We start from the raw sequence: 25,961 nt of genomic DNA on the forward strand, positions 1-25,961 counted from the left end.
GCTCCGTTCCCGGGCGCAGCCCGCCATTTCCAAATATGGTGTGGGTGCCAGGCGGCGAATTCCTGATGGGCTCGAACAGCCACTATCCCGAGGAGGCGCCCGCGCACCGCGTCATGGTCGCCGGCTTCTGGATGGATCGCACGACCGTCACGAATGACGAGTTCAGGCGCTTTGTCGAGGCCAGCGGTTACGTTACGCTGGCCGAGCGTCCGGCAAATGCTGCGGACTATCCTGCGGCGGGCGCCGAGTCATTGGCGCCGGCTTCAGCGTTGTTTGTCAGGCCCACGCGCGGCATCGATCGCAGCAATCACTACAACTGGTGGGCCTACGTGCGCGGAGCGAATTGGCGGCATCCGCGCGGCCCGGCCAGCACCCTCAAGGGCCTTGAAACCCATCCAGTCGTCCATATCGCATACGAGGATGCGCAAGCCTATGCGGACTGGGCGGGAAAGGCGCTGCCGACCGAGGCCGAATGGGAGTTTGCCGCGCGCGGCGGACTGAACGGCTCGGAGTTCGTATGGGGCGACGAACTAACCCCGGGTGGCCAGCATATGGCCAACACGTACCAGGGTGAATTTCCATACCGAAATAGCTGCGAGGACGGCTACGAATGGACCGCGCCTGTCGGTTCATTCCCGGCAAACGGCTATGGACTCCACGACATGGCCGGCAACGTTTGGCAGTGGACCACGGACTGGTATCAGGAGCACCGCCGGATCGAGAGCCCATGCTGCACGATGACCAATCCGCGCGGCGGTGAGCGCGAGGCGAGCTATGATCCGCTGACGCCCGATATCACGATCCCACGCAAGGTCACCAAGGGCGGGTCTTTCTTGTGCGCTCCGAGCTATTGCCGCCGTTACCGACCGGCCGCTCGCATGGCGCAGCCCGTGGATACATCCACTTGCCACCTTGGGTTTCGCTGCATCGCTCGCCTGGAACGGTGACGTCTTGCACAGCAACATCGGTTTCTTCAAGGTAGGGGCAACGGCGGGCATAGATGTCGTTGCTTGCCGATTCTATCGGAAGGTCACAGCACGATGCCACTCATGATTCGACGATTGGGAGCCTGGTATCTGGCACGCGCGGCGCGACGTCTCGGAGATTTGACTGCGATGTTCGTCCTGATTGCCAGGCCGCTCGTCTTTGGCATCGCCCTCTTGCTGGCTGGTCAGGCAGAGGCGCAGGCGCCGGCGACCGTGCCGCCTGAAAGGGTCAAGCAGCTGTTCGAGCTTCTCGACGATCCGTCCGTGAAGGCTTGGGTGGCCGAGCAGCGAAATCAGGATGCCGGGTCAACCGAAGCGCCTGCCAAGGCTGGAGCTTCGCCGGCCGACGCATCGTCCGACGCCGTGGCCGCACCAGGCCAGATGAATACGATGGCATCCTCGACGCTCGATCGGATCAAGCATCATATCGAAAGAATCGTACAGACTTTGCCCTTGCTGCCGGGCCAGTTCGCGCACGTTCGCGCAAAGACCATGGAGGATATGTCCGGCAAGAGGCCTGCAGGCGTATTTCTGCTGATTGCGCTGTTCATCGCAGCCGGCCTGGCGCTCACTTGGGCAACGTACAAGTTGACCCGCCCATTCCGCCTTTGGATTATCGCGCAACCGAAGAATACGCCCATGGGGCGAGCCAAGAAGATTGGTGGCCGCCTGCTTTATTCCAGCCTGCTGATCGTCTCGTTCGCACTGGGCAGCGCCGGCGCATTCATGTTGTTCGACTGGCCGATGCTCATCCGCGAGATTGTACTGACATTCCTGATAGCGGCGGTCGTTACATGGGGTGTGCGCATGTACGTCATGGCCACGCTCGTCCCTTCCTTCATGAAGGTCGAGAGCGCCGTCGAGGTTCGTGCTTTGCCGGTCCCCAACGAAGCGGCTGACCATTGGTCCTATTGGCTACCCCGGATCGTCGGCGTCTTCGCCTTCTTCGGCGCCGCGTTCCACCTCTTGCCGGGTCTCGGCATCGATCCGGACGGAATGATGGTCCTGTCGCTGGGCGCCGATTTCGTCCTGCTGTTGCTCTTTCTGTTTGCCGTTTGGCGCCGGCCAAGGAAGCGAGACGGGGCGCCCCAAAGCGGTCACACGGGAGCGACATGGCTATTGACTGCTTATTTCGTCGTTCTGTTCCTGGAGCGCATTGCCGGCTTTAACATAATCTTCTGGTTTACCTTGGCCGCATTCTTCCTGCCTTTGGCAATCGTGCTGACGCAGCGCGGGGTTAATTTCGTGCTGCGGCCGGGTTCGGAAGAGGCCGGCCGGCCGACGATCCCGGCGGTGACGATCGCTGTCATCGATCGCGGTATCAGGATGATTTTCATCCTGGCGGCGGCTTACCTTCTCGCGCGTGTCTGGGGCCTGGACATGCAATCCATGCAGGGCAGCGATACGACGACGATGTTCATATTGCGCGGCTTGATCAATGTCGTGGTCATTGCGCTTGCAGCCGATTTCGGCTGGTCGATCATCAAGGCTTTGATCGAACGAAAGCTGGGCATCGAAGTACCGCACCCTGTGATCAGCGAGGAGGAGGGCCCGATCCTCGATCCGCAGCAGGCGCGGCTGCACACGCTGTTGCCGATCCTTCAGAACATTCTGCTCGCATCGATCATCGTGATGGCCGTGCTGATGATGCTCTCCTCGCTGGGTATCCAGATCGGCCCGCTGATCGCCGGCGCTGGCGTCGTCGGGGTCGCGGTGGGCTTTGGGGCGCAGACCGTCGTCAAGGACATCATTTCGGGCGTGTTTTTTCTGCTCGATGATGCGTTTCGTGTCGGCGAATATATTTCTTCGGGCAATTACAAGGGTACCGTGGAAAGCTTTTCGCTGCGCTCGGTGAAGCTGCGCCACCATCGCGGTCCGCTGTTCACGATACCTTTCGGTGAACTCGGGGCAGTCCAGAACCAGAGCCGTGACTGGGTTATCGACAAATTCAACATCACCGTTGGCTATGACACCGATATCGACTTCGCTCGCAAGCTGATCAAGCGGATCGGCCTCGAACTGGCGGAAGATCCCGAGTTCAAAAACTGGGTGCTCGACCCGATCAAGATGCAAGGCGTGCAGGAGTTCGGCGAGTACGGCATCGTATTGAGAGTCAAGGCCATGACCAGACCGGGAGGCGCCTTCGGTATGAAACGCAAATTCTATGTGCGGCTGCGCCAGGTCTTCAAGGAGCAGGGCATCGAACTCCCATTCCCGACCGTTCACGTCGAGGGGCTACAGACACCACATGAGGCACAGAATGTGCCGTTGGAGATCACACCCGCGTTAAAAATGGCCGCCGCGCAATCGCACACTATTCGTCGCAGAAAAAAAGCTGGCGCAACGGAATAGGAAAGAGCGCCATCACCGGGCCGACTGGAACGGAAACCTATCAGGGTCGAGTTCGGAACACTGGGCAAATCCGTGGGCCACGCCGGCGCTCTGCGCATAACGCGGCTGTTGAGGCTGGATTCTCCAGCCCCCTTTTGCTAGCCAGACAGGATGAGCAACCGATTGCCGCCCGCATGGGCAAAGCACCTCAAGATCCAACCCTCGCCGAAGGCGGCATCGCCGAAGGCTGCGCCACTCAAAGCGCAGTCCAACGCAGGCGCCCACCGCAGCCACGCCGACGACCTGCTTTTACGGCAGGCGCTCGAGTTGCAGCAGGCCGAACGTCTGTCCGAAGCCGAGGAACTGTGCCACAGGGTCCTGGCTCGCACGTCAAACCATCCGCTGGCCCTGTATATCCTGGGAACGCTCGGGCTCGGTTTCGATAACGAAAAGTCACTGCGGTATTTCGCTCGGGCGGTGGCAGAGGATCCGCGGAATCCCTACTACCATCTTAGCCTCGGCGAGACCTATTTGAAGGTCAGCGAATTTACGCCGGCAATCAGGCACATCCAGCACGCCCTCGACCTGAAGCCGGATCTGGTCGAAGCGCTTTGCGCCTTGGGCAATGCCCACAAAGCGTTTGACAAGGGGGAAATGGCGTTGCCGCTCTTTGAGAAGGCGCTCAAGATAAGTCCAGATCATCCTTTGGCCCGGTTGGGGCTGCCCGAGGCACTCGCGAGCCTCGGTCGTATGGGCGAAGCCCGAATTCATCTGAAGTCGGCCATAGAACAGCGCATTTCGGTGCCGGCTGCATACAATGCACTTGTGCACACGCACAAATACACGGAAGAGCCGCCGGAACTCGCGGCAATCCTGGCAGAGCTTCGAGACCCGGACCACGGGTCGAGGGGAATGGCAGCGCTTCATCACGCGGCCGGGAAGGTGCTCAATGACACGCGCCGCTACAAGGAGGCGATTGATCATTTCAAGAAGGGAAATCAAGCCGCCGGTCATAAATTCGATCTGGAAAGCTACCGTCGCTGGGTCGATGCCACGATCGAAACCTTCACGCCCGAGCTGGTGGCGTCTAGGGCCGTCTATGGCAATCCCTCAGAGGTGCCTGTATTCATCGTGGGCATGCCTCGCTCGGGCACGACGCTGACGGAGCAGATCTGTGCCAGCCATCCCGATGTTCATGGTGCGGGCGAGCTCAGCAAGCTTAGACGAATCGCCAGTGGTATCGGTATAGGAAACCGATTCGACGCGAACATCAGCGAGTCGCTAGCGACAATTACTGGCGATCTTGCTGGGGCTTTGGCCGAGGAGCACCTTGCTTATCTGCGTGAGCGGGCTCCAGATGCCCTTCGTATAGTCGACAAGATGCCTCACAATTTCGAATTGATCGGCTTGATCGGAATTCTCTTCCCCAACGCGCGCATCATTCATTGCCGCCGCGATGCCATTGACAATTGCGTCTCCTGTTTCGTTTTGCAATTCAATGAGGCCCACGGCTATAGCGCCGATCTTGAGACACTGGGGCTTTACTACAGGGAGTATGATCGCCTGATGCGGCATTGGGACAAGGTTTTCCCGGGTCGTATTTTCGAAAATCGCTACGAGACGTTGATCGAAAATCAGGAGGAGCAGTCGCGCCGGCTCATAGATTATCTCGGATTGCCGTGGGACGATGCCTGCCTGCGCTTTTTTGACAGGGATGGCTCGGTAAATACCTACAGCCGCTGGCAGGTTCGCCAGCCGATCTACAAGTCGTCCGTCAAGCGCTGGAAGAATTACGAAAGCGAGATTCAGCCGTTGATCGACGCCTTGGGCGATCTTGCCGAGGTTTGAACGCTAGTCTCCAGGGCCGATGTCCCCGGAACCATGTGGTCGGCTCGCGCCGTATCATCATATTTGTTCCTTTCGCTAAGACACCGCGTGCCGGCTCCGAGCCAAGTGGAGAGGCGAGGCGAACTGCGAGCGAGCCTGCCGCCACGCAGTCGTGGAGAACCGGCTTCAATTCGTCCTTGGGCCTAGCGAGACGAAGGGGAGCAAAGACCCGAGGATCCCTTGCCATACAGCACGTCGCCGCGAATAGGATTCACCGACGTGCTGTAAGCTTCTGATTTTATGCATGCCGTTATCCCGGAACCGAGGACACTTCCGGGCGACATGCATTAACTCCCACCGAAAGGTGCAACTGAGCAGAATCCTGCAGAAGTCGCGGCATGGACCCTGGGGTGTTCGGTGCGTGGCTTCGCTCGTTGCTCCGCCCCTGGATGGCGAAGCTGTGAGCCTCTGCAAATCGTGTAATCTTGGCTGACGACATGCCTGCGGCCTGTCGGAATCGGCTCCGCATGCGCGCTGATTCTTTGTAATCGTGCCGAAGACAGCACTGCGCGCATTCAGCACAGCCGGCAAAACAAAAACCCGGCGGTTGCCCGCCGGGTTTTCAATTTCACCGAAGTGAAATCTATCAGAACGAGCGCTGGAAGCGGAGCATACCGCCGACCGCATCCTTCTTCGCGAAGACGGACCTGTCGGTCCAGTTGACGCCTTCTTCGCCCCAGTGGGACCAATCGACTTCGGCCGTGACCGTAAAGCCGGGAACGATGTCGTAAGCGACGTTTGCCGCGACGCTATAGTTCTTTTCGTCGTCACCCGACGCCTGGAGGTTGAACGAGGTCTTCTCGTTGAACTTGTAGGTGCCGCCGCCCCATACTGCCCAGTTGCCGCCCCACTGCTTGTAGAAGCCGCGGCCACCAGCCGGGATTTGCCAGGTCGGATCGCTGAGATTGTCGTCGGTGCCGTAGCCGGCCATGATGAACAGCGACAGCGCATCGGAGACATTGACGTCCAAGCGGACCTTGCCAGCGACTTCTTCGTAGTTGCTGTCGTAAGCCACGACGCCGGAGATGGCGCCCCAACCCTGCGTCCACTTCAAGCCGCCGACGACGTGCGGAACGTAGCTGTCGATGGTGCCGACAACGCCGGAGCCTTCTTCGAGCGAGACCACCGCCGAGAAGCCGTTGCCGGCATCGAAGTAGTACTGCACGACGTTGGTGTCGAAGTCACCGTAGGGGACCAGCGTATCGTTGATGACGCTGCCAGCGTAGCCGATGAACGTATTGAAGGCCGATTCGTCCTTACCGACGCGCAGGCCACCGAGCTGGATCCAGGCGAAGTTCAGCGAAACGCTGCCGTTGCCAGCAGGATTGCCGAGCGTAGTGCCATCGGTGCCATAGCGGCCGTAGCCGTTGTTGTTGCCGAAGTTGAAGCGGGTCTCGGTGTAGGTCTTCAAGGTGCCGAGCTCGGTTTCCTGGCCGGTCCAGGTCTTCAGCGTGAAGCGGGCATGTTTGTAATAGGTGCCCTGCTGTTCGCCGTCCTCGTGATCGTTCGACTTCGCGCCGTCGAACGAGCCGACGTCGCCCACGCCGATGTCGTAACGGACATAGCCGCCGATGCGCAGGCAGGTTTCGGTGCCGGGGATGTAGAAGTAGCCAGCGCCGTAGACGTCGCAGATCTTGACGTATTCAGCGGGTTCCGGCTCGGCGACGACGACGGCGTCGGCGGCGCGCGCACCGGAAACTGCGATCAGGGCCGCAGCGGAGCCGAGAAGCAGGCTCTTGATGTTCATTTTCTGACCTCCAGTCAAAAGTTAAAAAACGGGTCTGGGTATTCTTTGCTGAAGGACAGCGTTCCCTGCCCCATCCCCACTACCGAAAAAGATGCGCACCGCGCCGCTCCTTCGAATTCGACATTACCCATGAGCCGGCGGCGTTCAACAACGATCGTACCGGCGAAAGGGCTGTTCGGCTGCTATCCCCCAGCGTTGTTGCACAAATGACACGATTTGGCCTCACTCAGAAAGCTCTCGTTAACCATCGGGTCCACCGCAACCGCTTATTCCCGGCCGAATCCGGCGATCGGCTGACGGAATCATGGCAAGGCTTGGCGTCAACTGCCAGGAAACTGCCGCGGATCCGCCGCATCCGGGAAAAGGCCCATGTTCGGCGCGTTCACATTTCTTGCTGGTTGACATCGGATGCCTCCTCGACATCGCCTCAGTTTCCGGACCAGCAAATCCGGCCGCAGCCGCACCATTCCGATGACCGGGCGGAAGGAAGTCATCAAGCTGCCTCCGACCGAAAGGCGCCAGCCCAACGAACCGCCACCAGGCTTAGCCAGGCATGGTTCCGAGCCACCTGGAACGATGCCAAGGCGGAAGTCGGCCTCGGCGCCGATGATCAGGTCGTGCCCACATCCTGCGCCACCACCTGTGCTTCACATCTTGTCCAGGGCGGCATCGACATCAGGCGCGTGCGGATGTGCCTCGGCCGTCCGCCGTCTGAATGACGCCCCCCCGAGCGCTCGGCGGCTGCGCCTCTGGCAACTTCCACGTTCCGTCCAGAACCTCCGCGCGTGGCCGATAGAGCCGCCCACATAGTTCCAGTCAGCCATTGTCGACAGGGGCAGCCTTGCCATCGCGTCCTCCCCCTGACGAATAGCGGCACGATCAAGCCATCGGTGCCGCGCCGTGCCGCTCGCGCGCGGTCTTGCGGATGATTTCCGCGATTTCCGGGCTGCTGCTGCACAGCATCTGGAAATCCGCCGCGTGCAGCGACAGGAGTGAGACCGCCGTTGCGGCGCTGACGGTCGCCATGCGCGGTTCGCCGCTCATCAGCGCCATCTCGCCGAAGAAGGCGCCAGGGCCAAGCTCCACCGGGTGTGGCGTCGCGACGCTGACACGCCCCTCCACAACGAAGAACATCCGATCCCCGGTCTCGCCCCTGCGGCAGATCACGGCGCCCGCCGGCAAGTTGCGAGGTCTCAACGCGCGCACGATCTCGACCAGCGCGGCCGGGCCGAGCTTCTGAAACAACGGCACGCCGGCGACCAATTGCCAATTGCGGACGAAATCCTCGCGACGGATTTCTTGATAGAAGCCGGAGGCAAGAATGCCGGCCCAGAGCGCGAAGACGCCGATGCCACACATCATGACCGCCCCGGCAAGGACGCGGCCGGCGAAACTTTGCGGAATGGCGTCGCCATAACCGGTGGTGGACAGAGTGACCACCGCCCACCACATTGCCTGGGGGATGCTGCCGAACTTTTCCGGTTGGATGTCGCGCTCGATGACATAGGCGGCGAGCGCGACACCGAACAGAACGACGCCGAAGAGCGTGGTGACGCCGATCAGGTTGCGCGCTTCGTTGGCCAGCACCCTGCCCAGTACCGGGAAGAATGTCGAGTCGCGCAGCGGCTTCAGCAGCCAGACAGCACAGTAGAGGCTGCGGTCGGGCGTGCCGTCGAGCAGAAATGCAGCGAGCGGAACCAAAACCGCGAGCATATCGATGGCGATTGCCGGCGTCCTGTCCAGAAGGTCTCCCGCCCAGCGCTTGAGCAGCGTCTCGGCCATCTGCAGAAGATAGGCGCCCCAAATGACCGCAAGCACGGCAGTCAGAGCCAGCCTGCTTCGTCCCGACATGTTCGGCATCGTGAGCGCAGCCACCGCCAGCAGCCCAGGCGCGGCCAGCACCGCGTTGAGCGGCGCGTAAATTCTCAGGAAAGGCAGTACCGACATTCTATGCCCACGAGCGGATGCTATTCCTCCAGAATAGGATGCCTTCAAGGCAAGCGCAAAGGTGCTTACTTTCGTCTTTCGCGTACTCAAAGATACGGTCCATGAGATCCGATTCGCTTGCGGTCGTCTCGCCAGTCCAGAATGAGGCGCCCTACCTTGACTTTATGGTCCAATGACTCAGTACCCGCGCCTTGAATACAGCATGAATGCCGTTCGCAAGGCAGGCGAGCGGCTGGCAAAACCCATGCTTTTCGGACCAGACATCACTGCCGGCCAGTACGTGGACGCACTCGAAATCTTCTCGATCGCCAACAGCTGGCGCGCCTCGCACTTTCTGCCGATGCGGAGCGTCCAGTTCTCTGTCGGTCACCACATGAGAGCCCTGCGACTGAAGGGCGACATGGCATCGCGTCCGAAACGCATGGCATCGATTCGTCGGAAGCTTCGAGAGTCCACCACCAATTTGGACACCATGAACGACATCGGCGGTTGCCGAGCGATCATGCCCGACATCAAAAGTGTCCGCTCGCTTCTCGCATCGATGCGAGACAACTTCCCCCATGAGATACACCCTCGGGAATTCAACTATATCGATGAGCCGAAGCCGGACGGCTATCGAAGTCACCACATTGTTTTCCAGTACCGACCCAGAGCTGCCGACACCGAGGCTTTCGAGGGTCGACGCATCGAACTGCAAGTTCGGACCACACTTCAGCACTCATGGGCAACCGCGGTTGAGGCTGTCGGGCTATTCCGGCGCCAGGATTTGAAGCACGGAAAGGGCGAACAAGATTGGCTACGCCTTTTCCAGCTTATGTCGGCGGAATTCGCGCACATTGAGCAGTGCCCCGTTCATATCGGTGCTCCGGATCACAATGACCGAGTGCGAGAATTGCGCGATATCGACAGACGTATAGGGGCGACAAGCATATTGGAAGACATAAAGAATATTACTCTCTCCTCGAAGAACTTCGCACAGTCGACTGGAAAATCCAGATACTACTTTATTCAATACAGCAATGATCATAATGTGACCGTCGAGCCATTCCGAACTCTTATGTCCGGCGCGCGGAAATTGGAAGATATAGAGAAGAAAATCGAGCTAAGGGACAGTGATACAAAAGCGGTCTTGGTCGAGGTAGACAAGGTCGAAAAACTTGTTGAAATGTATCCGAATTACTTTGGGAACGTTTCCCTGTTTGTCCGTAATCTGAAATCCATCTGCACGGGAAAGGCGGCGTCGAATACAGTCTAGGTCAATCGTGCCCGCGTCGTGCGCGGGGTGGCCAGGAGCAGGCTCGTTTCGCTGCCCGTTATGCCGGGAATCAACCGGATACGCCGCAGCACCGCATCGAAATCCGTCAGGGATGCCGTCCCGAGCTCTACCACCAGATCCCAGCGACCATTGGTGGTATGGATGGTCGAGACTTCCGGGAAGCCGCCCAGTGCCCGGACCACGCGGTCGGCGGCATGGCCCTCGATCTCGATGAGCATGATGCCGCGGATGCGCTGATCGACCGCGTCGGCGCGCAACACCACCGTGTAGCCAATAATGTCGCCCGACCGTTCCAGCCGCTCCATGCGTGCCCGAACCGTGGCGCGCGAGACGCCGAGATCGACGGCGAGATCCGATACGCTGCGCCGGGCGTCATGCCGCAGCAAGGTCACGAGCCGTTCGTCCAGTGCATCCATGGGGTACCATTTTGCTCAGTTTCGCTGCCATTATGATAAACTACGCTTTTCGGATTGCCAATTTTACCTGTTCGTATCGCCGGCTCGGCATGGTTCCCTCGCGGCCATCAGAACTTGGAGCGCGGGAGAAACAATGCGTTGCAGAATCGTCGGGGCGCCCGTGCAGGACGGTGCCGGCCGAATGGGATGCGAAATGGGGCCGAGCGCGCTGAGGACCGCCGGGCTTGCTGAGATGCTGTCCGGCCTCGGCCATGCAGTGGAGGATATGGGCGCCGTCCAGCCAATTCCGGTAAGGCGCGTCGTGCATGGCAACCTGGCGCTGAAGGCCCTGCCCGAAATATCGGCCTGGACATCCGCCATTGCCGCCGCGGCCTACGCAGCAAGCGACGACGCCATGCCGATCTTTCTCGGTGGCGACCATTCGATCTCCGCCGGGACCGTGTCGGGCCTCGCCCGCCGTGCCTCGGAGGCCGGTCGCCCCCTATTCGTCCTGTGGCTCGACGCGCATCCCGATTTTCATACGCTCGACACCACCGCCAGCGGCAATCTGCACGGTGTTCCTCTCGCCTACGCCAGCGGCCAGGCGGGTTTCAGCGGCTATTTTCCCGATCTGCCGGCGGCGGTCGATCCCAGGCGTATCTGCACCATGGGCCTGCGCAGTGTCGACCCTGCCGAGCGCAGCGCGCTCAACCAGGCGGGCGTGATCGTGCACGACATGCGCGCCATCGACGAGCATGGCATCGCGCCGCTGCTGCGCGCCTTCCTGGCGCGCGTGTCTGATGAGGACGGGCTGCTGCATGTCAGTCTCGACGTCGACTTCCTCGACCCCTCTATCGCGCCGGCGGTCGGCACCACGGTTCCCGGCGGCGCGACGTTTCGCGAGGCGCATCTGGTGATGGAGATGCTTTCCGACAGCGGGCTCGTCTCCAGCCTGGACCTGGTCGAGTTGAACCCCTTTCTGGACGATCGTGGCCGAACCGCGACACTGATGGTCGACCTGACGGCGAGCCTGATGGGCCGCCGCATCATGGACCGCCCGACTCGCAGCCATTCAGGGAGCTTTTGACCATGACCGCGGCAAAACTGAACATCGTCCCCTTCGTCAGCGTCGATCGCATGATGAAGCTGGTGATCGCAATCGGCGTCGAGCGCTTCCTGACCGAGCTCGCCAGCTACATCGAGGAAGACTTTCGTCGCTGGGATCTTTTCGACAAGACGCCTCGCATCGCCTCGCACAGCCATGACGGGGTCATCGAGCTGATGCCGACAAGCGATGGGCGCCTCTATGGCTTCAAATACGTCAACGGCCATCCCAAGAACATGCGCCAGGGCCTGCAGACGGTCACCGCCTTCGGCGTGCTCGCCGATGTCGGCAGCGGCTACCCGATGCTGCTCACCGAAATGACCATCCTGACCGCGCTGCGCACCGCCGCGACATCCGCGGTTGCGGCCAAGTATCTGGCGCCCAGCGGTGCTCGCACCATGGCCATTATCGGCAATGGCGCACAGTCGGAGTTCCAGGCGATCGCGTTCAAGGCGCTGACCGGTATCGATCGGCTCCGGCTCTACGACATCGACAGATCCGCGTCGCTGAAATGCGCGAAGAACCTGGCTGGCATGGGATTCGACATCACGATCTGCGAAACAGGGCAGGAAGCGGTTGAAGGCGCCGGGATCATCACGACCGTTACCGCCGACAAGCAGAACGCCACCATTCTCACCGACAACATGGTCGGCGCCGGCGTCCACATCAACGCCGTCGGTGGCGACTGCCCGGGCAAGACCGAACTGCACAGGGACATCTTGCTGCGTTCCGACATTTTCGTCGAGTTTCCGCCGCAGACACGCATCGAGGGCGAAATCCAGCAGCTGGATCCCGACCACCCGGTGACCGAGCTCTGGCAAGTGATCGCCGCCAAGACCCAAGGCCGCCGCGAAGCCAAGCAGATCACGCTGTTCGATTCAGTCGGCTTCGCCATCGAGGATTTTTCGGCCCTGCGCTATGTGCGCGACCAACTGCGAGCGACCGGCCTCTATGAGGAGCTCGACCTGCTCGCCGATCCCGACGAGCCACGCGACCTCTTCGGAATGCTGCTGAGGGCGGCCGTGCAAACGGCAGCGTGAGGACCTCGACCAAAACGAGCCCGTGGTTTTCTGGATGCCTGCTTTCGGGCGGACGTAAAGCCGACGTCGACGACCGAATGAGGCGCAAAGCTGCCGCGTCCTGGCAAATCTAGCATTCCCAATGCGGGGAACAACATAACGCTTTTGGTCACCCATCTCGCGTGGCCGAGAGGTTGGCCACAAGCCGGGCCACCGAGGTAACTTCGGCAAACACGCCAGTCCCGCCGGCATGGAAATGCCCATACGGTCTCCTTCGACCAATATGAATCATAAGCCGTCCATCAAGGAATCCTGAATCCATTGAAACGCGACTGGTTTTAGCCCGGTGGCGCGGCAGCCACAGGCTGGACATTTCAGCCCACATGGAAAATGATCATGTTGCCGTGCACAATACTGCAGTGCTCTGATCTCGACGAAAGCCTGAGCGTAGAAGCGGATCAACCGACCCCCCCGGGTCTAGCGAGCGAGGACGCAGATGGACACCCCAGGGAACGGGCAATTGCATCGCGACGCGGGCGGGCGACCCCGTCGATCGGCCGGCTGGCTTGCCCGCGCCGCCCTGTCGGCGGCATTACTGCTCGGCATGGCTTTCAGCGGTACTGCGTTTGCGCAGGAGCAGCAGCTACCCCTGGTGACGGCGGCCAAGCCGGTGGTCCGTGAAATCGTCGAAGACGACGAGTTCGTCGGGCGCTTCGAAGCCGTCGACCAGGTCGCCATCCGTTCGCGCGTCAGCGGCTATCTGGACAAGGTCAGCTTCCAGGACGGCGCACTGGTCAACAAGGGCGACCTGCTCTTCACCATCGACCAGCGTCCGTACCAGGCGGCCTATGATGCCGCCAAATCGCAAGTGGACGTCGCCAAGTCACTGCTCGAATTCTCCAAGATGCAGCTCGATCGCGCCGACGAACTTGCCAAGACCGGCAATATCTCAACCGCGACGGTCGACGACCGCCGGCGGGAATACCTTTCGGCGCAGGCGCAGATGCAGGGCGCGACGGCGGCGCTGACGACGGCCAGCCTGAACATGGAATTCACCGAGATCAAGGCGCCCTTGTCCGGCCGCATCGACCGCCGGCTGGTGTCGGTCGGCAACCTCGTGCAGCCGGATTCCACCTTGCTGACCACCATCGTTACGCGCGATCCGATCGACTTCTATTTCGACGTCGATGAGCGCCTGTATTTCAGCTACGCCCGCGACGCGAAGGCGCGTGGCGGCACCATGCAGGAAGGCGCCGGCGGGCTCGATGTGGAGGTTCGTGTCGCCGACCGCGCGGAGGCGGTATTCAAAGGCAAGCTCGATTTTGCCGAGAACCGGATCGACAATGCGACCGGCACTATGCGGGTGCGTGCGACGTTTCCCAACGCCGACGGCATTCTCCAGCCAGGCATGTTCGGGCGCATCAATGTGCCGGGGTCGCTGCCGCATGGCGGCGTGCTGGTGCCCGACGAGGCGATCGGCGCCGATCAGGATCGCCGCATCGTGCTCCTGGTGGATGAGGCCGGGATGGTGTCTGCGAAGCCTGTGCGCACCGGCCCGCTTCTCGACGGCTACCGGGTGATCCGCTCGGGCCTGACCGGCGGCGAGACGATCATCGTCAACGGGCTGATGCACGCCAGGCCCGGCACCAAGGTGAAGGTCGAGATGGTGACGTTGCCGCCCAAGGCCGAGACCGCCGGGTTGCAGCAATGAGGTTCGCACATTTCTTCGTCGACCGCCCAATCTTCGCGTCGGTCGTTTCGATCGTCCTGCTGATCCTCGGCGGAATTGCCTATACCCAGCTGCCGGTCGCGCAGTATCCCGAGATCGCGCCGCCGACCATCGTCGTACGCGCGCAGTATCCGGGCGCCGACGCCGAGACGGTCGCTGCGACCGTGGCAACGCCGATCGAGCAGGAGATCAACGGCGTCGAGGGTATGCTCTACATGTCGTCCTATTCGTCGGGCGACGGGGCGATGGCGCTGACCATCACCTTCAAGCTGGGCACCGATCTCGACAAGGCGCAGGTGCTGGTGCAGAATCGCGTGTCGGTCGCCGAGCCGCGTCTGCCCGAAGAAGTCCGCCGCCTCGGCATCACCACCACCAAGAGTTCGCCCGACCTGATGATGGTCGTGCACATGCTGTCGCCCGACAATACCTACGACCAGCTCTACGTCTCGAACTACGCCCGCTCGCGGGTGCGCGACATACTGCTCAGACTGGATGGCGTCGGCGACCTCATCATCTTCGGCGAACGCGAATATTCGCTGCGCATCTGGCTCGATCCGGAAAAACTGTCCGCCCTGGGGATGACCTCGGGCGATGTAGTGCAGGCGCTGCGCGACCAGAACGTCCAGGTGTCGGGTGGCTCGATCGGCGCGCCGCCGACCAACACCGGCACGGCGTTCCAGTACACGGTCACCACGCAAGGCCGCTTCAACGATGCACGCGACTTCCGATACGTGATCGTCAAATCGACCGACGACGGCCGCCTGATCTCGCTGCAGGACGTGGCGCGCATCGAGCTCGGCGCCAAGGACTACGTCACCAACTCCTATCTCAACGGCAAACCGGCGGTGGCGCTCGCCATCTTCCAGCGGCCGGGCACCAATGCGCTCGCCGCAGCCGCGGAGATCCAGGACAAGATGAAGGAGCTTTCCCGCGACTTCCCGAAGGGGTTGAGCTACGACATCGTCTACAACCCGACCGAGTTCGTCGCCGAGTCGATCCAGGAGGTCTACAAGACGATCCTCGAGGCGATGCTGCTGGTCATCATCGTCATCATCGTCTTCCTGCAATCGTGGCGCATGGCGATCGTGCCGATCGTGGCGATCCCCGTGTCGCTGATCGGCACGCTGGCGGTGCTTTACGCCGCCGGCTTCTCGCTCAACATGCTGACGCTGTTCGGCCTCGTTCTGGCGATCGGCATCGTCGTCGACGATGCGATCGTCGTGGTCGAGAACGTCGAGCGCAACATCGCCGGTGGGCTGGCGCCCAATCCGGCGTCGCACCTGACCATGAACGAAGTCGGAACGGCCATCATCGCGATCTCGCTGGTGCTGATAGCCGTGTTCGTACCGACAGCCTTCATCCCCGGCATTTCCGGGCAGTTCTACCTGCAGTTTGCGATCACCATCGCGGTGTCGACGGCGATCTCGGCATTCAATTCGCTGACGCTTTCGCCGGCGCTGGCCGCACTGCTGTTCAAGCCGCACCACACCGCAGCGGCGCCGCCGCGCTTTTTCCTGGCGCGGTTCGGACGGGCGCTCGCCGACGGCTTCAACCGCGGCTTCGACAGGGTCGCCCATTGGTATTCGAGCATCATCCGCGTGCTGGTCGGATCGTGGATAGCGATCGCCGCCATGCTGGCTGTTTTCGCGGCTCTCATCTACGCCACGGTCTACATGGTGCAGACGGTGCCGCGCGGTTTCATTCCGTCGCTCGACCAGGGCTATGCGATCGTCGTCGTCCAGTTGCCGGACGGCTCCTCGCTGTCGAGGACCGATGCGGTCATCCAGCAGGCGTCGCAGATCATCCAGAAAACGCCGGGCGTCGACTACGCCGTCGCCTTCGCCGGCTTCTCCGGCGCGACCTTCACCAACGCCAGCAACGCGGGCGTGATCTTCGCCAGGTTCAAGCCATTTGACGAGCGATTGAAAGCCGGCCAGTCGGCGACCCAGGTCATCGGCAATCTGTTCGGCAGCCTGCAAAGCATCAAGGAAGCCTTCATCATCGCACTGCCGCCGCCGCCGATCCGCGGTGTCGGCAATGCCGGCGGCTTCAAGCTGCAGATCCAGGAGCGCAACAGCGCCGACATGCGGCAGATCCTGGCGCTTGCCTACGAAATCGCCGGCAAGGCCAACAAGACGCCGGGGCTGACGGGCGTGTTCACCACTTTCTCGGCGTCGAGCCCGCAATTCTTCCTGGCGATCGATCGCGACAAGGCGCGCATCCTGAACGTGCCGATCCCCAACATCTTCGAGACGCTGTCGATCAATCTGGGGACCGCCTACGTCAACGACTTCAATGCTTTCGGGCGCGTCTACCAGGTGCGGGCGCAGGCCGACCAGGCGTTCCGCCTCGATCGCGCCGACATCTTGAAACTGAAGGTGCGCTCGGCGAGTGGCGCGCTGGTTCCGCTCGGCACGTTGATCGAGATCCGCGACGTCACCGGCCCGGCGCTGGTCCAGCGCTACAACATGTACGTCTCGGTGCCGCTGCAGGGCAACGCCGCGCCCGGCGTTTCCACGGGCGACGCGCTGGCATCGATGGAAAAGATCACCGCCGCGACGCTGCCGGCCGGTACCTCCTATGAATGGACCGAGCTCGCCTACCAGGAGCGCAACACCGGCAATGCCGCTGTCTATATCTTCGGACTGTCGGTGCTGTTCGTGTTCCTGGCGCTGGCGGCGCAATATGAAAGCTGGGTGCTGCCATTCGCCATTGTGCTGGTGGTGCCGCTCGGCGTGCTGGCGGCGTTGCTCGGCGTATCGTTCCGAGGGCTGGACAACAACATCCTCGTGCAGATCGGCCTCATCGTGCTGATCGGGCTTGCCGCCAAGAACGCGATCCTGATCGTCGAATTCGCGCGGCAGGCGCAGGAACGCGGCCTGTCGGCCGCCGAGGCTGCCGTCGAAGCCTGCCGGCTCAGGTTGCGGCCGATCCTGATGACCGCCTTCGCGTTCATCCTCGGCGTCGTGCCGCTGATGATCGCAACGGGCCCGGGCGCGGAAATGCGCCAGTCGCTCGGCACCGCGGTGTTCTCCGGCATGCTCGGCGTCACCTTCGTCGGCCTGTTCCTGACGCCGGTGTTCTACGTCACGCTCAGGTCGCTGTTTTCACGGCGCAAGCCCCGCGCCGAGGCAGAGCCTTCGGGCCCGGCAGAGGTGCCATCGGAGACGGCCGCCGAGTAGGGTTAGGAATTCGCCGCGTCGAGCGCGGCTTATCCCTCCAGGAAATCGGCGCGATGCGCTGCACACGACCCCACCAAACGGTCAAAAATCAGCCACTTACGCGGTCGTTTTGGTGGGCCCGCCGGGTCATCGTTTTCTACAGGAAGTCAATACGTTAGCGGCTGGTTCGCCAATCCATTTCCTTCGTATTCTCTCGTATGGTCTGGCGAACCTCTCAAACCGCCCGCTGTTGGCAGGACAGCTGGCAGCTGTTCCGGGGACCAGGAATGAGCCGCTCATTGTGCCGCAGCCCCACATTCCTTGACATCGGGTATTTATCCGAAATTATGTAGGAAAGAAGGATCGCAAGCATGACGGGAATCGCGCTGTCGGGCGTATCAAAGCACTTTGGCGCTGTCGAAGTGATCCGCGACGTGAGCCTGGACATTGAGCCAGGAGAGCTGGTCGTGTTTCTCGGTCCGTCCGGTTCCGGCAAGACGACGCTGCTCCGGATGATCGCCGGCCTCGAAAGCATTGACCAGGGGACGCTGACGATCGACGGGGTGCGCTCGGAGAACCTTGCGCCTGGCAGGCGCAACGTTGCCATGGTCTTCCAGAACTATGCGCTTTACCCACATATGACCGTCGCGGAGAACATGGCCTTTGGGCTGAGGAACATTCGGGTCGCGCCGGATGTCATACGCCAGCGGATCGCCGAGGCTGCGCGTATCCTGGAGATCGAAGCGCTGCTTCACCGGCGGCCGTCGCAACTCTCCGGCGGGCAGCGCCAGCGCGTGGCCATCGGGCGTGCGATCGTCAAGGAGCCCAAGGCATTCCTGTTCGACGAGCCACTCTCCAATCTGGACGCAGCGCTTCGGGCCCGTACACGCGTCGAGCTTGCCGAACTGCATCAGCGTCTCAAATCGACGATGATCTACGTCACCCACGACCAGGTGGAAGCGATGACGCTCGCCGACCGAATTGTGATCCTCAACGATTGCCGGATAGAGCAGATGGGAAGACCCGTCGATGTCTATGCACGTCCGGCGTCGCGCTTCGTCGCGACCTTCGTCGGGTCGCCGGCGATGAACATCCTGCCTGTCACGGTTTCGGGCTCGGGCGACAGGCTCAATGCGCGCTTGACCGATGGATCGCTCGTCGAACTTCCCGGCGCGCCAATCGACGTGGATTGGCGCGAACTCGGAGTGCGGCCGGAATCGCTGACTGTCGTCGCCGAGGGCAATGAAGCATTCGCCACGGCGACCGTTGTCGAGCGCCTTGGCGAGCGAACGCTCGTCTATGCGCGGCTCGCGGATGGGACGCAGGTGACGGCACAGGATCGCGGGCTTTCGAGCGTCAAACCGGGCGACGCCGTTCGGCTGAAGTTCGACACCACGGCCCTGCATCTCTTCGCCGCGGACGGATCGGCCTGGCACGCACGCGCCGACGGAGCCTGAACCCGCCGAGCGGGTCGTGCCCTCCGGCATTGCGGTGCACCTGCCGGGGCTCTAGCCCTTGATACCTGCCGAGAGCGTTATAGCCTCGGTCACCCGGCGCTGGAAGAAGAGGTAGGCCAGTGCCACCGGCAGGCCGGCCAGTACGGCTGCCGACAGCTGGCGCGCGTAGTAGACACCGAAGGCGTCGTTGACCTGCGTAATGCCGACCGTGATGGTCATCATCTCGGTGCGGGTCACCGAGAGGAACGGCCACAAGAACGCGTTCCACGTCCAGATGAAGCAGACGATCGACAGCGCGGTGGTTACCCCCCAGTTCATAGGCATGTAGATCTTGAAGAGGATCCCGAATTCGGACGCATTGTCCATGACCGCGGCCTCGCGGAAGTCCTTCGGGACCTGATCGAAAAACTGCTTGTACACGATGATGATGACGGGGTGGATAAGCTGCGGCAACATGATTCCGGCCCAGCTGTTGAGCAGGCCGAGGTTGGCGACCAGCACGAAGTGATTGATGATCAGCGCCGAAGTCGGCACCATAAAGGAGGCAAGGATCAGCCACCAAAGCGCGATCCGCCCCGGGAACCGCAACTGCGAGATTGCGTAGCCGCACAGCATCGAGATGAAGATGGTGATGACCGTTACGCCGACCGCGACCGCCACTGAATTGACGTACCAGGCGCCTATCTGCGTGGTGGTCAGGGCGCTGACGTAGTTCTCCAGAGTCGGCGTCTCGGGCCAGAGTTCGATGTAGGGCCGCACGACCTCGTCGTCCGGTTTGAGCGATGAGATCACACCCCAGTAGAGCGGGAACGCCCATAGGATGGCCCAGGCGAGCGTCAGTGCGGTGATGATCCCGCCCCAGAAGTTCCAGCGTTGCGCAGCCACGGCGTTCATCGGCGCCGCCTTTCGGCGAACCGGAGCAGTTGGAATTGCAGGACCGAGACGACCACCACAAGCACGAAGAGGGTCACGGCGACGGCCGCCGCCCTGCCTCCCTGGTTCTGCTGGAAGGCCTTCTGGAAGACGTAGTAGACGAGCACCATATTGTCGTTCGGCCGGCCGCCGATCGAGAACAGATAGACTTGGTCGAAGATCTTAAGCTGCAGGATGAGCTGGATGGTGAACACCAGCGAGGTGATCGGCCACAGCAGCGGCCAGGTGATGCGCCGGAACGTGGTCCATCGCGTCGAGTTGTCGAGCGCCGCGGCTTCGTAGATCTCCGCTGGTATGGACCGCAGTCCGGCGAGGAAGAGGAGGATCGAGAAGCCCGCGGTCCACCAGATCGTCACCCCGGCCACAGCCGGCAAGAACCAGGCGCGCGACTTGAAGACCGGCACGCGCGGGATTCCGAGCCAGTCCAGCACATGCATCGCGATCCCGAACTGGAAATTCAGCGTCCAGTCCCAGATCAGATAGACGACGGACACCGGCAGGATGTAGGGCAGGAAGAACAGCGCCAGCACGATCGACTGGAAGCGGCCCTTGAGCCGCGACACGCCTAGCGCGATCAACAGGGCGATGAGTGTCCCTGGGACGACCGTCATCAGCACGAAATAAGCGGTGTTCCAGAGCGCGCGCCGGAACATCGGGTCGTTGTCGAGCCGCAGGTAGTTGTTCAGACCAACCCACCGACCAGCGCCGATCAGCGGCGCATCGGTGAAGGAGATGCGGAACATCTGGACCGTCGGATAGACGAACGCCAGCAGATAGATCGCCAGGAAGGGAGCGACCAGCACCAGCGCGACAAGACGTTCAGTGCGGGAGTTGCGAAGCATGGCTCTTCCTCGAACACGGCTGGGGCCGCCCTGGGCGGGGCGGCCCCAGCCTTGAGCCTTACATGCTGTTCAACTCTTCCTTGATGGATTTCACCGCCTCGCCGGGGTCCATCTCTCCATTGAGGGTCGGCACAAAATAATTTGACATGATGTCGAAGATCGGCCCGGCGACACCAGCCTTGGGCGACTTCGGATCGAAGATCATGTTGGCCGTCAGCGTCGAGTAGGTCGCATTGGGCTCCATTGCCTTGTATTCAGCGGTTTCGGTGACTGGCTTGTAGGCAGGGATGTGCCCTGCCGTGGCCCAGAACAGCGAGTGCTTGTCCATCCAGGAGATCACCTCGAGAACGGCAGCACGCTTTTCCGGGCTGATTTCCTTGCCCTTGTTCTTCGGGATTGCGAATGAATGGCTGTCCGCATAGGTGCATGGCTTGTCGAAGATCACCGGGATCTCGACGGCGCCCCAGTCGAACAGCTTGCCTTGCTTGGCGAGGTCGGTCATCGTGGGAACTTCCCAGACGCCGTTGATCATCATCGCGGCTTTGCCCGAGGTGAACAGGGCGACGGTCGCGGGATAGTCCGTATAGGTCGACTGCAGCCCGGCCTTCGTCCACCCTTGCAGGACCGCTAACGCTTTCGCCAGCTTTTGAGGATTGTCGCCGGCGAGGAACTCGTTGCCCGTCAGAAGCTCGCCGCCTTGCTGGCACACCAGCGAATAAATGGTGCGGTACATGAAGTTGCCGTCGGCGGTGACGCTGCCCAGCGGGAACTCGACGCCGGCATCCTTCAACTTCTGCAGTGTCGCGGTGAATTCCTCCTTGTTTCTCATACCCACGGGACGGCCGTCGTCGCCGAGCACGCCTGCCTTCTTCAGGAGGACGCGATTGTAGTACAGGACGATCGGATGGGTATCGAGCGGCACCGCGTATTGCTTGCCGTCGACCGTCACGGCGCCCATCGTCGTCTGGGCGAAGTCCGAGGCCGAGAGGCCCATCTTGCTCATATCGTCGGCGGTGATTTCTTCGAGAATGTCCTGGCTCACCGCCAAGGGGATGCGGCTGGCATGATAGGTCATGACGTCAGGCGCCTCACCGACCGCGGCCGAGGTCTGCACCTTCGCGTAGAAGGGCGTGCCCCACTCCAGCGTCGTGGCGTCGATCTTGATCTTGCCGGCGTGGGCGGCGTTGAAGTCGGAGATCATCTGCTTCATGCGCACGCCGTCACCGCCGCCGAGGAAATCCCACCATGCGACGGTTTCTTCGGCCTGGGCCACGACGGCCCAAAATCCTCCGGCCGCAACCACCGCTAGGGCCATCATCTTGCGAAAGTTCATCTCAGCTTCCTCCCGAGTACGGCGGTTAGATCCGCCTTGAACGTTTCAATGCTACACCAAACCACTTCGCCTGCAACGGATTTTACGGTATATATCTGATACTCGGATATTAACTCAAAGTGTCACGCGCACCATCGAGTAGGAGTGCGGCGGCAAGTTCAGCGTCATTCCCTTGCCGCTGAGCGCTGCCCCATTGCCTTTGACCGGTGATACGTTGTCCGGCGCGTCCTTCGTGTTGCAGGCCTCGAGATCGTCATGACGGATGATCGTATGCTCGATGGACTTGGCGGCGAACCGCTCTAGGGCGACGTCGGCCTCTATCGTCTCGGACCCATGCCGGTTGATTGCGAAGAAGGTCAGCGTGCCGGCGTTCGAATTATGCACGCCCGCAATGTCGAGCCATGGCACCTTGTCGGCAGCGGCCGCGTCATAGGTAGGCACCTCGACCGCGAGCTGCAGCGCGGTGCCGCGGCCGTGCTTGGAGGCCAGCATAAAAGGCCAGTAGATCGTCTGCCGCCAGGCGCTGCCGCCGGGATCGGTCATGATCGGCGCGATAACGTTCACCAACTGCGCAATGCAGGCGATGCGAACAATATCCGACCGTCGAATGAAGGTGTTGATGATGCAGCCGACCTGCAGCACGTCCTCGAAATTGTAGATGTCTTCCAGAAGCCTGGGCGCTTCCGGCCAGTCCCAGCCGCGCATACGCTCGGCGTCCCGCTTGCGCTGATGGTACCAGACGTTCCACTCGTCGAAGGAGATCTTCACCTCCCGCTTCGAGCGGGTCTTGGCCTTCACGTAGTCGATGATGCCGGAGACCGTGCCAATGTAGCGGTCGAGCTTCGCCGGAAGAGCGAGATATTCGGCCGTATTCTTCTCGTAGTTTTCGAAATACATGTGGAGAGAGATGTAGTCGACCTGCTCGTAGGTCGCTTCCAACACGGTTGCTTCCCACTGCGGATAGGTCGGCATATTGGAATGCGACGAGCCGCAGACGACCAGTTCCACCGTTGGGTCGAGGCCGCGCAACGCCTTGGCCGTCTCGTTGGCCAGATGGCCGTATTCTTCCGCCGACTTGTGGCCGACCTGCCAGGGACCGTCCATTTCATTGCCGAGACACCAGAGGCGGCAGTTCCAGGGCTGCGCGCGTCCGTTCTTGGCCCTGAGGTCGGACCAGTAGCTGCCGCTCGGGTGGTTGACGTATTCAACGAACGCCCGCGCCTCGTCGAGGCCGCGGGAACCGAGATTGACCGCAAGCATCATCTCGGTGCCGGCCTTTTCGGCCCAGTCGGCGAATTCGTGGATTCCAACCAGGTTCGGCTCCGTCGTGCGCCAGGCAAGATCCAGCCGCCGCGGGCGGTTCTCCTTTGGGCCTATGCCGTCTTCCCAATTGTAGGCGGACACGAAGTTGCCGCCCGGGTAACGGCAGATCGGCGTGTCGAGCGCACGCACCAACTCGATCACGTCCTTGCGCATCCCCTCTGCGTCCGCTTGCGGATGTCCGGGCTCGTAGATGCCCGTATAGACCGCCCGACCAAGATGCTCGAGGAACGAGCCGTAAAGACGTTTGTCGATATCCGCGACGGCATAGGCCGCGTTCGCCGTGACTCTGGCCTTCATGATCCCTCCCACTGCGGATTATCAATCCGACTTTCCGGTCTATATCCGGGTCGCGGGTCAGTTAAGGGCGGAGTTCGTTCGCCCGTCAAGGGCCTAATACGCTCTCAAGCCTTCAGCAGGCGCAGAACGATGTCGTTGCTGTAATTGCCGAAGCCGCTACCGAAGATGTTTATGCCGCCGGGGTGACGCGCATCTTCCTTCACGCCGATTCGTATCCGGATCGAGCGGTGCCGCTCAAGCTCCAGATCAGCCAGCGAGCATTTGGAAACCTTGTTGTTGTTGCGATAGGTGCCGTTGTTCGTGACGCGCCAGTGTGTGAGGTCGCCATATTGCGATCCGGCCAGTTTCCACCAGCCGGGCGTATGCTTGCCGCGCTTGTCGCCATAGTCGGCTGGGGCCGTCCAGGTATCTATCTCGTGTCCGTTGATCGCTACCGTGATGTCCGATGGCCAATCCTTCGATGTGCCCGGGACCTCAGACGAAAGCTCCATCGCCAGTTCCAATCCGCCGACTTTGGCATTGGCAAGCGTCGCATTGTTGGGAAACTGGTATTCGACGAAGCCGCGCGTGAACCACAGCAGCCCTGCCCGCATACGGTCAGGATCGAGGAAGGTGTCGGGCACATCGAGAAGTCCGATGACGCCGTCTTTTGAACACAGGCCGCAGGGAGCGGAAACTTCGCATCTCGTATAGAGTCCAAGCGGCATCGCCACTTCTATGACGCCGAGATCCTGCGCCGGCGGGCGGTCCTTAAAGACGACAACCAACTCGGAGAAGGTCGAATAGCAAACCTTCTGGCTTCCCTTGCGCGCCTTCTGTGATTTCGTCTCGATCAAACCGACATCGACAAGAACCTGGATGTTTGCGGAAATCGTTGATTGCGGAAGACCCAGTTCTTCGGCCACTTGATTGACGTTTTTCGGCCCCTTGCGGTGCAGCAGATCGAGAATCCGGACCCGGACCTCGCTCGCGAGGCTCTTCAACAAGTCAAGCCGCTCAAGCGGATCGACAACCATGATTTCATTCGACATATGGCCCCGCAGTCGTCACACGGGGTTATGTATCAGCAGATCAGATACAAATAAAGACGGTGGCGTTATGAATTGAACCTCCTGGCTGGCATATCTTTCGTAACGACTTCGTCATTCAGTAGTTGACTAGCACGGCCACAACGGCGGCGCGTTGCCTGCGTTGACCAGTCCGGGGGAATGCCTGGCCGTCAGCATGCCCATGCACTTGGCAAAAGCGTCGCGGAACTTCTCATGCGCCGTTTGAAAGGTGAAATGCGCGCCCCAGAACGGCTCGTCTTGCCGACAGAGATCATTGAGCGCGGATCCGTCGGTCTGATCAGGATGAGCGCTAGGTCCTCATGCTCAGCCGATCAGGACTTTCCCAGTCCCATGTTTGAGCGGGGTTGGATGAAGCGCGCACAGCGCGCACTCGATATGTCAATCCCTTGACGCCCTTAGCCCTCAGCAGCCCACCGTAAGGCAACAAAATCAAAGTGATGCGCGGAGGCTCGCCGCCTCCCACTTGGCTAACACGAGGAAGAAAATGGCCATAAAGCATTGATAAATAACGACGATGGTGGGCCCGGAGGGGCGTCGTTTTCCACGGAAAATCAATATGTTAGAGGATGGTTCGCCAACCCATTCCCTTCGTATTCTCTCGTATGGTCTGGCGAACCCAAGGTCGAGCAGCAGGACTAGTTTTAATGCAAGCGGTAAGTCTGTCTTGTCTCACAAAGTGTCGATGGACGCATGTTGACCAGGGATTTTGCGGACGTCATAGACGACTGAGGGGTCACAAGCCCACACTCGACCTTCTCATGGCGCTTGGTTAGATGCATCAGCGATTGAGCACAATGCAGATAGATAGATATCTGTTTCATTGCCGAGGTTTTCTGTGAGCGAGCAATATCGATTCCCCTGGCGGGAGCGCATGACGATCCTCGGCGATGTGGAGGCGGCATCCTTCCTTCCGTGGATCGAGCGTCATGCCGCCAAGCTCGGGCTCGCGCAGGCCATATGGGTTGCCGGTCCCGATCGCATCGAACTCGACATTGTCGGCCCGGCCGAACTCATCGACATGATGGAGATGGGATGCTCGCTTGGACCAATCGATGTCTGGGTCGAGGCCATCCATCGGGCGCCGATTGAGAGCGAATCGGGCTAGTTTCCGGCCTGCGGCTTC

At 61.1% G+C, this 25,961-nt stretch carries 18 protein-coding genes and 1 pseudogene; 11 read left to right on the forward strand and 8 right to left on the reverse strand.

Annotated features, from left to right (window positions below):
* The first annotated feature begins 35 nt into the window (after nt 1–35).
* The 3 genes from EN845_RS12545 (at nt 36) to EN845_RS12555 (ending at nt 5,165) form a co-directional block, all read left to right on the forward strand.
* Entirely contained in the window at nt 36–947 is a 912-nt protein-coding gene (locus tag EN845_RS12545; protein WP_127278549.1) for a formylglycine-generating enzyme family protein, read from the forward strand.
* Nucleotides 948–1,115: 168 nt separating this feature from the next.
* On the forward strand, nt 1,116–3,338 hold the full coding sequence (locus tag EN845_RS12550) for a mechanosensitive ion channel family protein (RefSeq protein WP_127870108.1): 2,223 nt from the start codon (nt 1,116–1,118) through the stop codon (nt 3,336–3,338).
* 150 nt (nt 3,339–3,488) lie between these two features.
* Nucleotides 3,489–5,165, forward strand: coding sequence for a tetratricopeptide repeat-containing sulfotransferase family protein (locus EN845_RS12555; protein WP_127870107.1), 1,677 nt, complete (start codon nt 3,489–3,491; stop codon nt 5,163–5,165).
* A 625-nt stretch (nt 5,166–5,790) separates the two neighbouring features.
* Here the strand turns inward: EN845_RS12555 and EN845_RS12560 are convergent.
* Nucleotides 5,791–6,951 (reverse strand): porin, encoded by a 1,161-nt coding sequence (locus EN845_RS12560; RefSeq protein ID WP_127870106.1) that lies wholly within the window; start codon nt 6,949–6,951, stop codon nt 5,791–5,793.
* A gap of 420 nt (nt 6,952–7,371) precedes the next feature.
* On the opposite strand from EN845_RS12560, the pseudogene EN845_RS36085 reads away from it, so the two are divergent.
* Nucleotides 7,372–7,652 (forward strand): annotated as a pseudogene (locus EN845_RS36085) (site-specific integrase); the annotation flags it as partial.
* 178 nt (nt 7,653–7,830) lie between these two features.
* Here the strand turns inward: EN845_RS36085 and EN845_RS12570 are convergent.
* Complete coding sequence (locus tag EN845_RS12570) at nt 7,831–8,898, reverse strand: cyclic nucleotide-gated potassium channel (RefSeq protein WP_127870105.1); 1,068 nt, start codon at nt 8,896–8,898, stop codon at nt 7,831–7,833.
* Between the two features lie 202 nt (nt 8,899–9,100).
* Between EN845_RS12570 and EN845_RS12575 the strand changes: the two genes are divergently transcribed.
* Nucleotides 9,101–10,153, forward strand: a complete 1,053-nt coding sequence (locus EN845_RS12575) for a RelA/SpoT domain-containing protein (RefSeq protein WP_167531337.1) — start codon at nt 9,101–9,103, stop codon at nt 10,151–10,153.
* Here the strand turns inward: EN845_RS12575 and EN845_RS12580 are convergent.
* The gene (locus EN845_RS12580) at nt 10,150–10,590 is read right to left on the reverse strand and encodes an Lrp/AsnC family transcriptional regulator (protein ID WP_095771477.1); all 441 of its coding nucleotides are present in this window, start codon (nt 10,588–10,590) and stop codon (nt 10,150–10,152) included. The two genes, EN845_RS12575 and EN845_RS12580, sit on opposite strands and share 4 nt — an antisense overlap.
* Before the next feature lie 133 nt (nt 10,591–10,723).
* Here EN845_RS12580 and rocF point away from each other — a divergent pair, with 133 nt between their 5' ends.
* The 5 genes from rocF (at nt 10,724) to EN845_RS12605 (ending at nt 19,040) form a co-directional block, all read left to right on the forward strand.
* Nucleotides 10,724–11,656, forward strand: a complete 933-nt coding sequence (rocF, locus tag EN845_RS12585; RefSeq protein WP_127870103.1) for an arginase — start codon at nt 10,724–10,726, stop codon at nt 11,654–11,656.
* A gap of 2 nt (nt 11,657–11,658) precedes the next feature.
* A complete protein-coding gene (locus tag EN845_RS12590) occupies nt 11,659–12,714 on the forward strand; it encodes an ornithine cyclodeaminase (protein WP_127870102.1) in 1,056 nt (351 codons plus the stop codon).
* A gap of 583 nt (nt 12,715–13,297) precedes the next feature.
* Entirely contained in the window at nt 13,298–14,404 is a 1,107-nt protein-coding gene (locus tag EN845_RS12595; RefSeq protein WP_245511731.1) for an efflux RND transporter periplasmic adaptor subunit, read from the forward strand.
* Nucleotides 14,401–17,604 carry a multidrug efflux RND transporter permease subunit gene (locus EN845_RS12600; RefSeq protein ID WP_127870100.1) on the forward strand — a complete coding sequence of 1,068 codons (3,204 nt, stop codon included), beginning with the start codon at nt 14,401–14,403 and terminating at the stop codon, nt 17,602–17,604. The genes EN845_RS12595 and EN845_RS12600 overlap by 4 nt, the downstream gene beginning before the upstream one ends.
* A 350-nt stretch (nt 17,605–17,954) precedes the next feature.
* Nucleotides 17,955–19,040: an ABC transporter ATP-binding protein gene (locus tag EN845_RS12605; RefSeq protein ID WP_127870099.1), complete on the forward strand. Its 1,086-nt coding sequence runs from the start codon at nt 17,955–17,957 to the stop codon at nt 19,038–19,040.
* A 51-nt stretch (nt 19,041–19,091) separates the two neighbouring features.
* Here the strand turns inward: EN845_RS12605 and EN845_RS12610 are convergent, their stop codons facing one another.
* From EN845_RS12610 to EN845_RS12630, 5 genes are all read right to left on the reverse strand, one after another.
* Nucleotides 19,092–19,934 carry a carbohydrate ABC transporter permease gene (locus EN845_RS12610; protein ID WP_127870098.1) on the reverse strand — a complete coding sequence of 281 codons (843 nt, stop codon included), beginning with the start codon at nt 19,932–19,934 and terminating at the stop codon, nt 19,092–19,094.
* Nucleotides 19,931–20,815 carry a sugar ABC transporter permease gene (locus tag EN845_RS12615; RefSeq protein ID WP_127870097.1) on the reverse strand — a complete coding sequence of 295 codons (885 nt, stop codon included), beginning with the start codon at nt 20,813–20,815 and terminating at the stop codon, nt 19,931–19,933. The genes EN845_RS12610 and EN845_RS12615 overlap by 4 nt, the downstream gene beginning before the upstream one ends.
* A gap of 58 nt (nt 20,816–20,873) precedes the next feature.
* Nucleotides 20,874–22,148 carry an extracellular solute-binding protein gene (locus EN845_RS12620; protein ID WP_127870096.1) on the reverse strand — a complete coding sequence of 425 codons (1,275 nt, stop codon included), beginning with the start codon at nt 22,146–22,148 and terminating at the stop codon, nt 20,874–20,876.
* A 114-nt stretch (nt 22,149–22,262) separates the two neighbouring features.
* On the reverse strand, nt 22,263–23,768 hold the full coding sequence (locus tag EN845_RS12625) for an alpha-N-arabinofuranosidase (protein WP_127870095.1): 1,506 nt from the start codon (nt 23,766–23,768) through the stop codon (nt 22,263–22,265).
* A gap of 104 nt (nt 23,769–23,872) precedes the next feature.
* On the reverse strand, nt 23,873–24,799 hold the full coding sequence (locus EN845_RS12630; protein WP_127276601.1) for a transcriptional regulator: 927 nt from the start codon (nt 24,797–24,799) through the stop codon (nt 23,873–23,875).
* Nucleotides 24,800–25,709: 910 nt separating this feature from the next.
* Here EN845_RS12630 and EN845_RS12640 point away from each other — a divergent pair.
* Nucleotides 25,710–25,943: an acylphosphatase gene (locus EN845_RS12640; protein ID WP_127870094.1), complete on the forward strand. Its 234-nt coding sequence runs from the start codon at nt 25,710–25,712 to the stop codon at nt 25,941–25,943.
* Nucleotides 25,944–25,961: the final 18 nt, after the last annotated feature.

It is taken from the genome of Mesorhizobium sp. M8A.F.Ca.ET.202.01.1.1, assembly GCF_004791595.1.
In the GTDB taxonomy this organism is placed as follows: domain Bacteria; phylum Pseudomonadota; class Alphaproteobacteria; order Rhizobiales; family Rhizobiaceae; genus Mesorhizobium.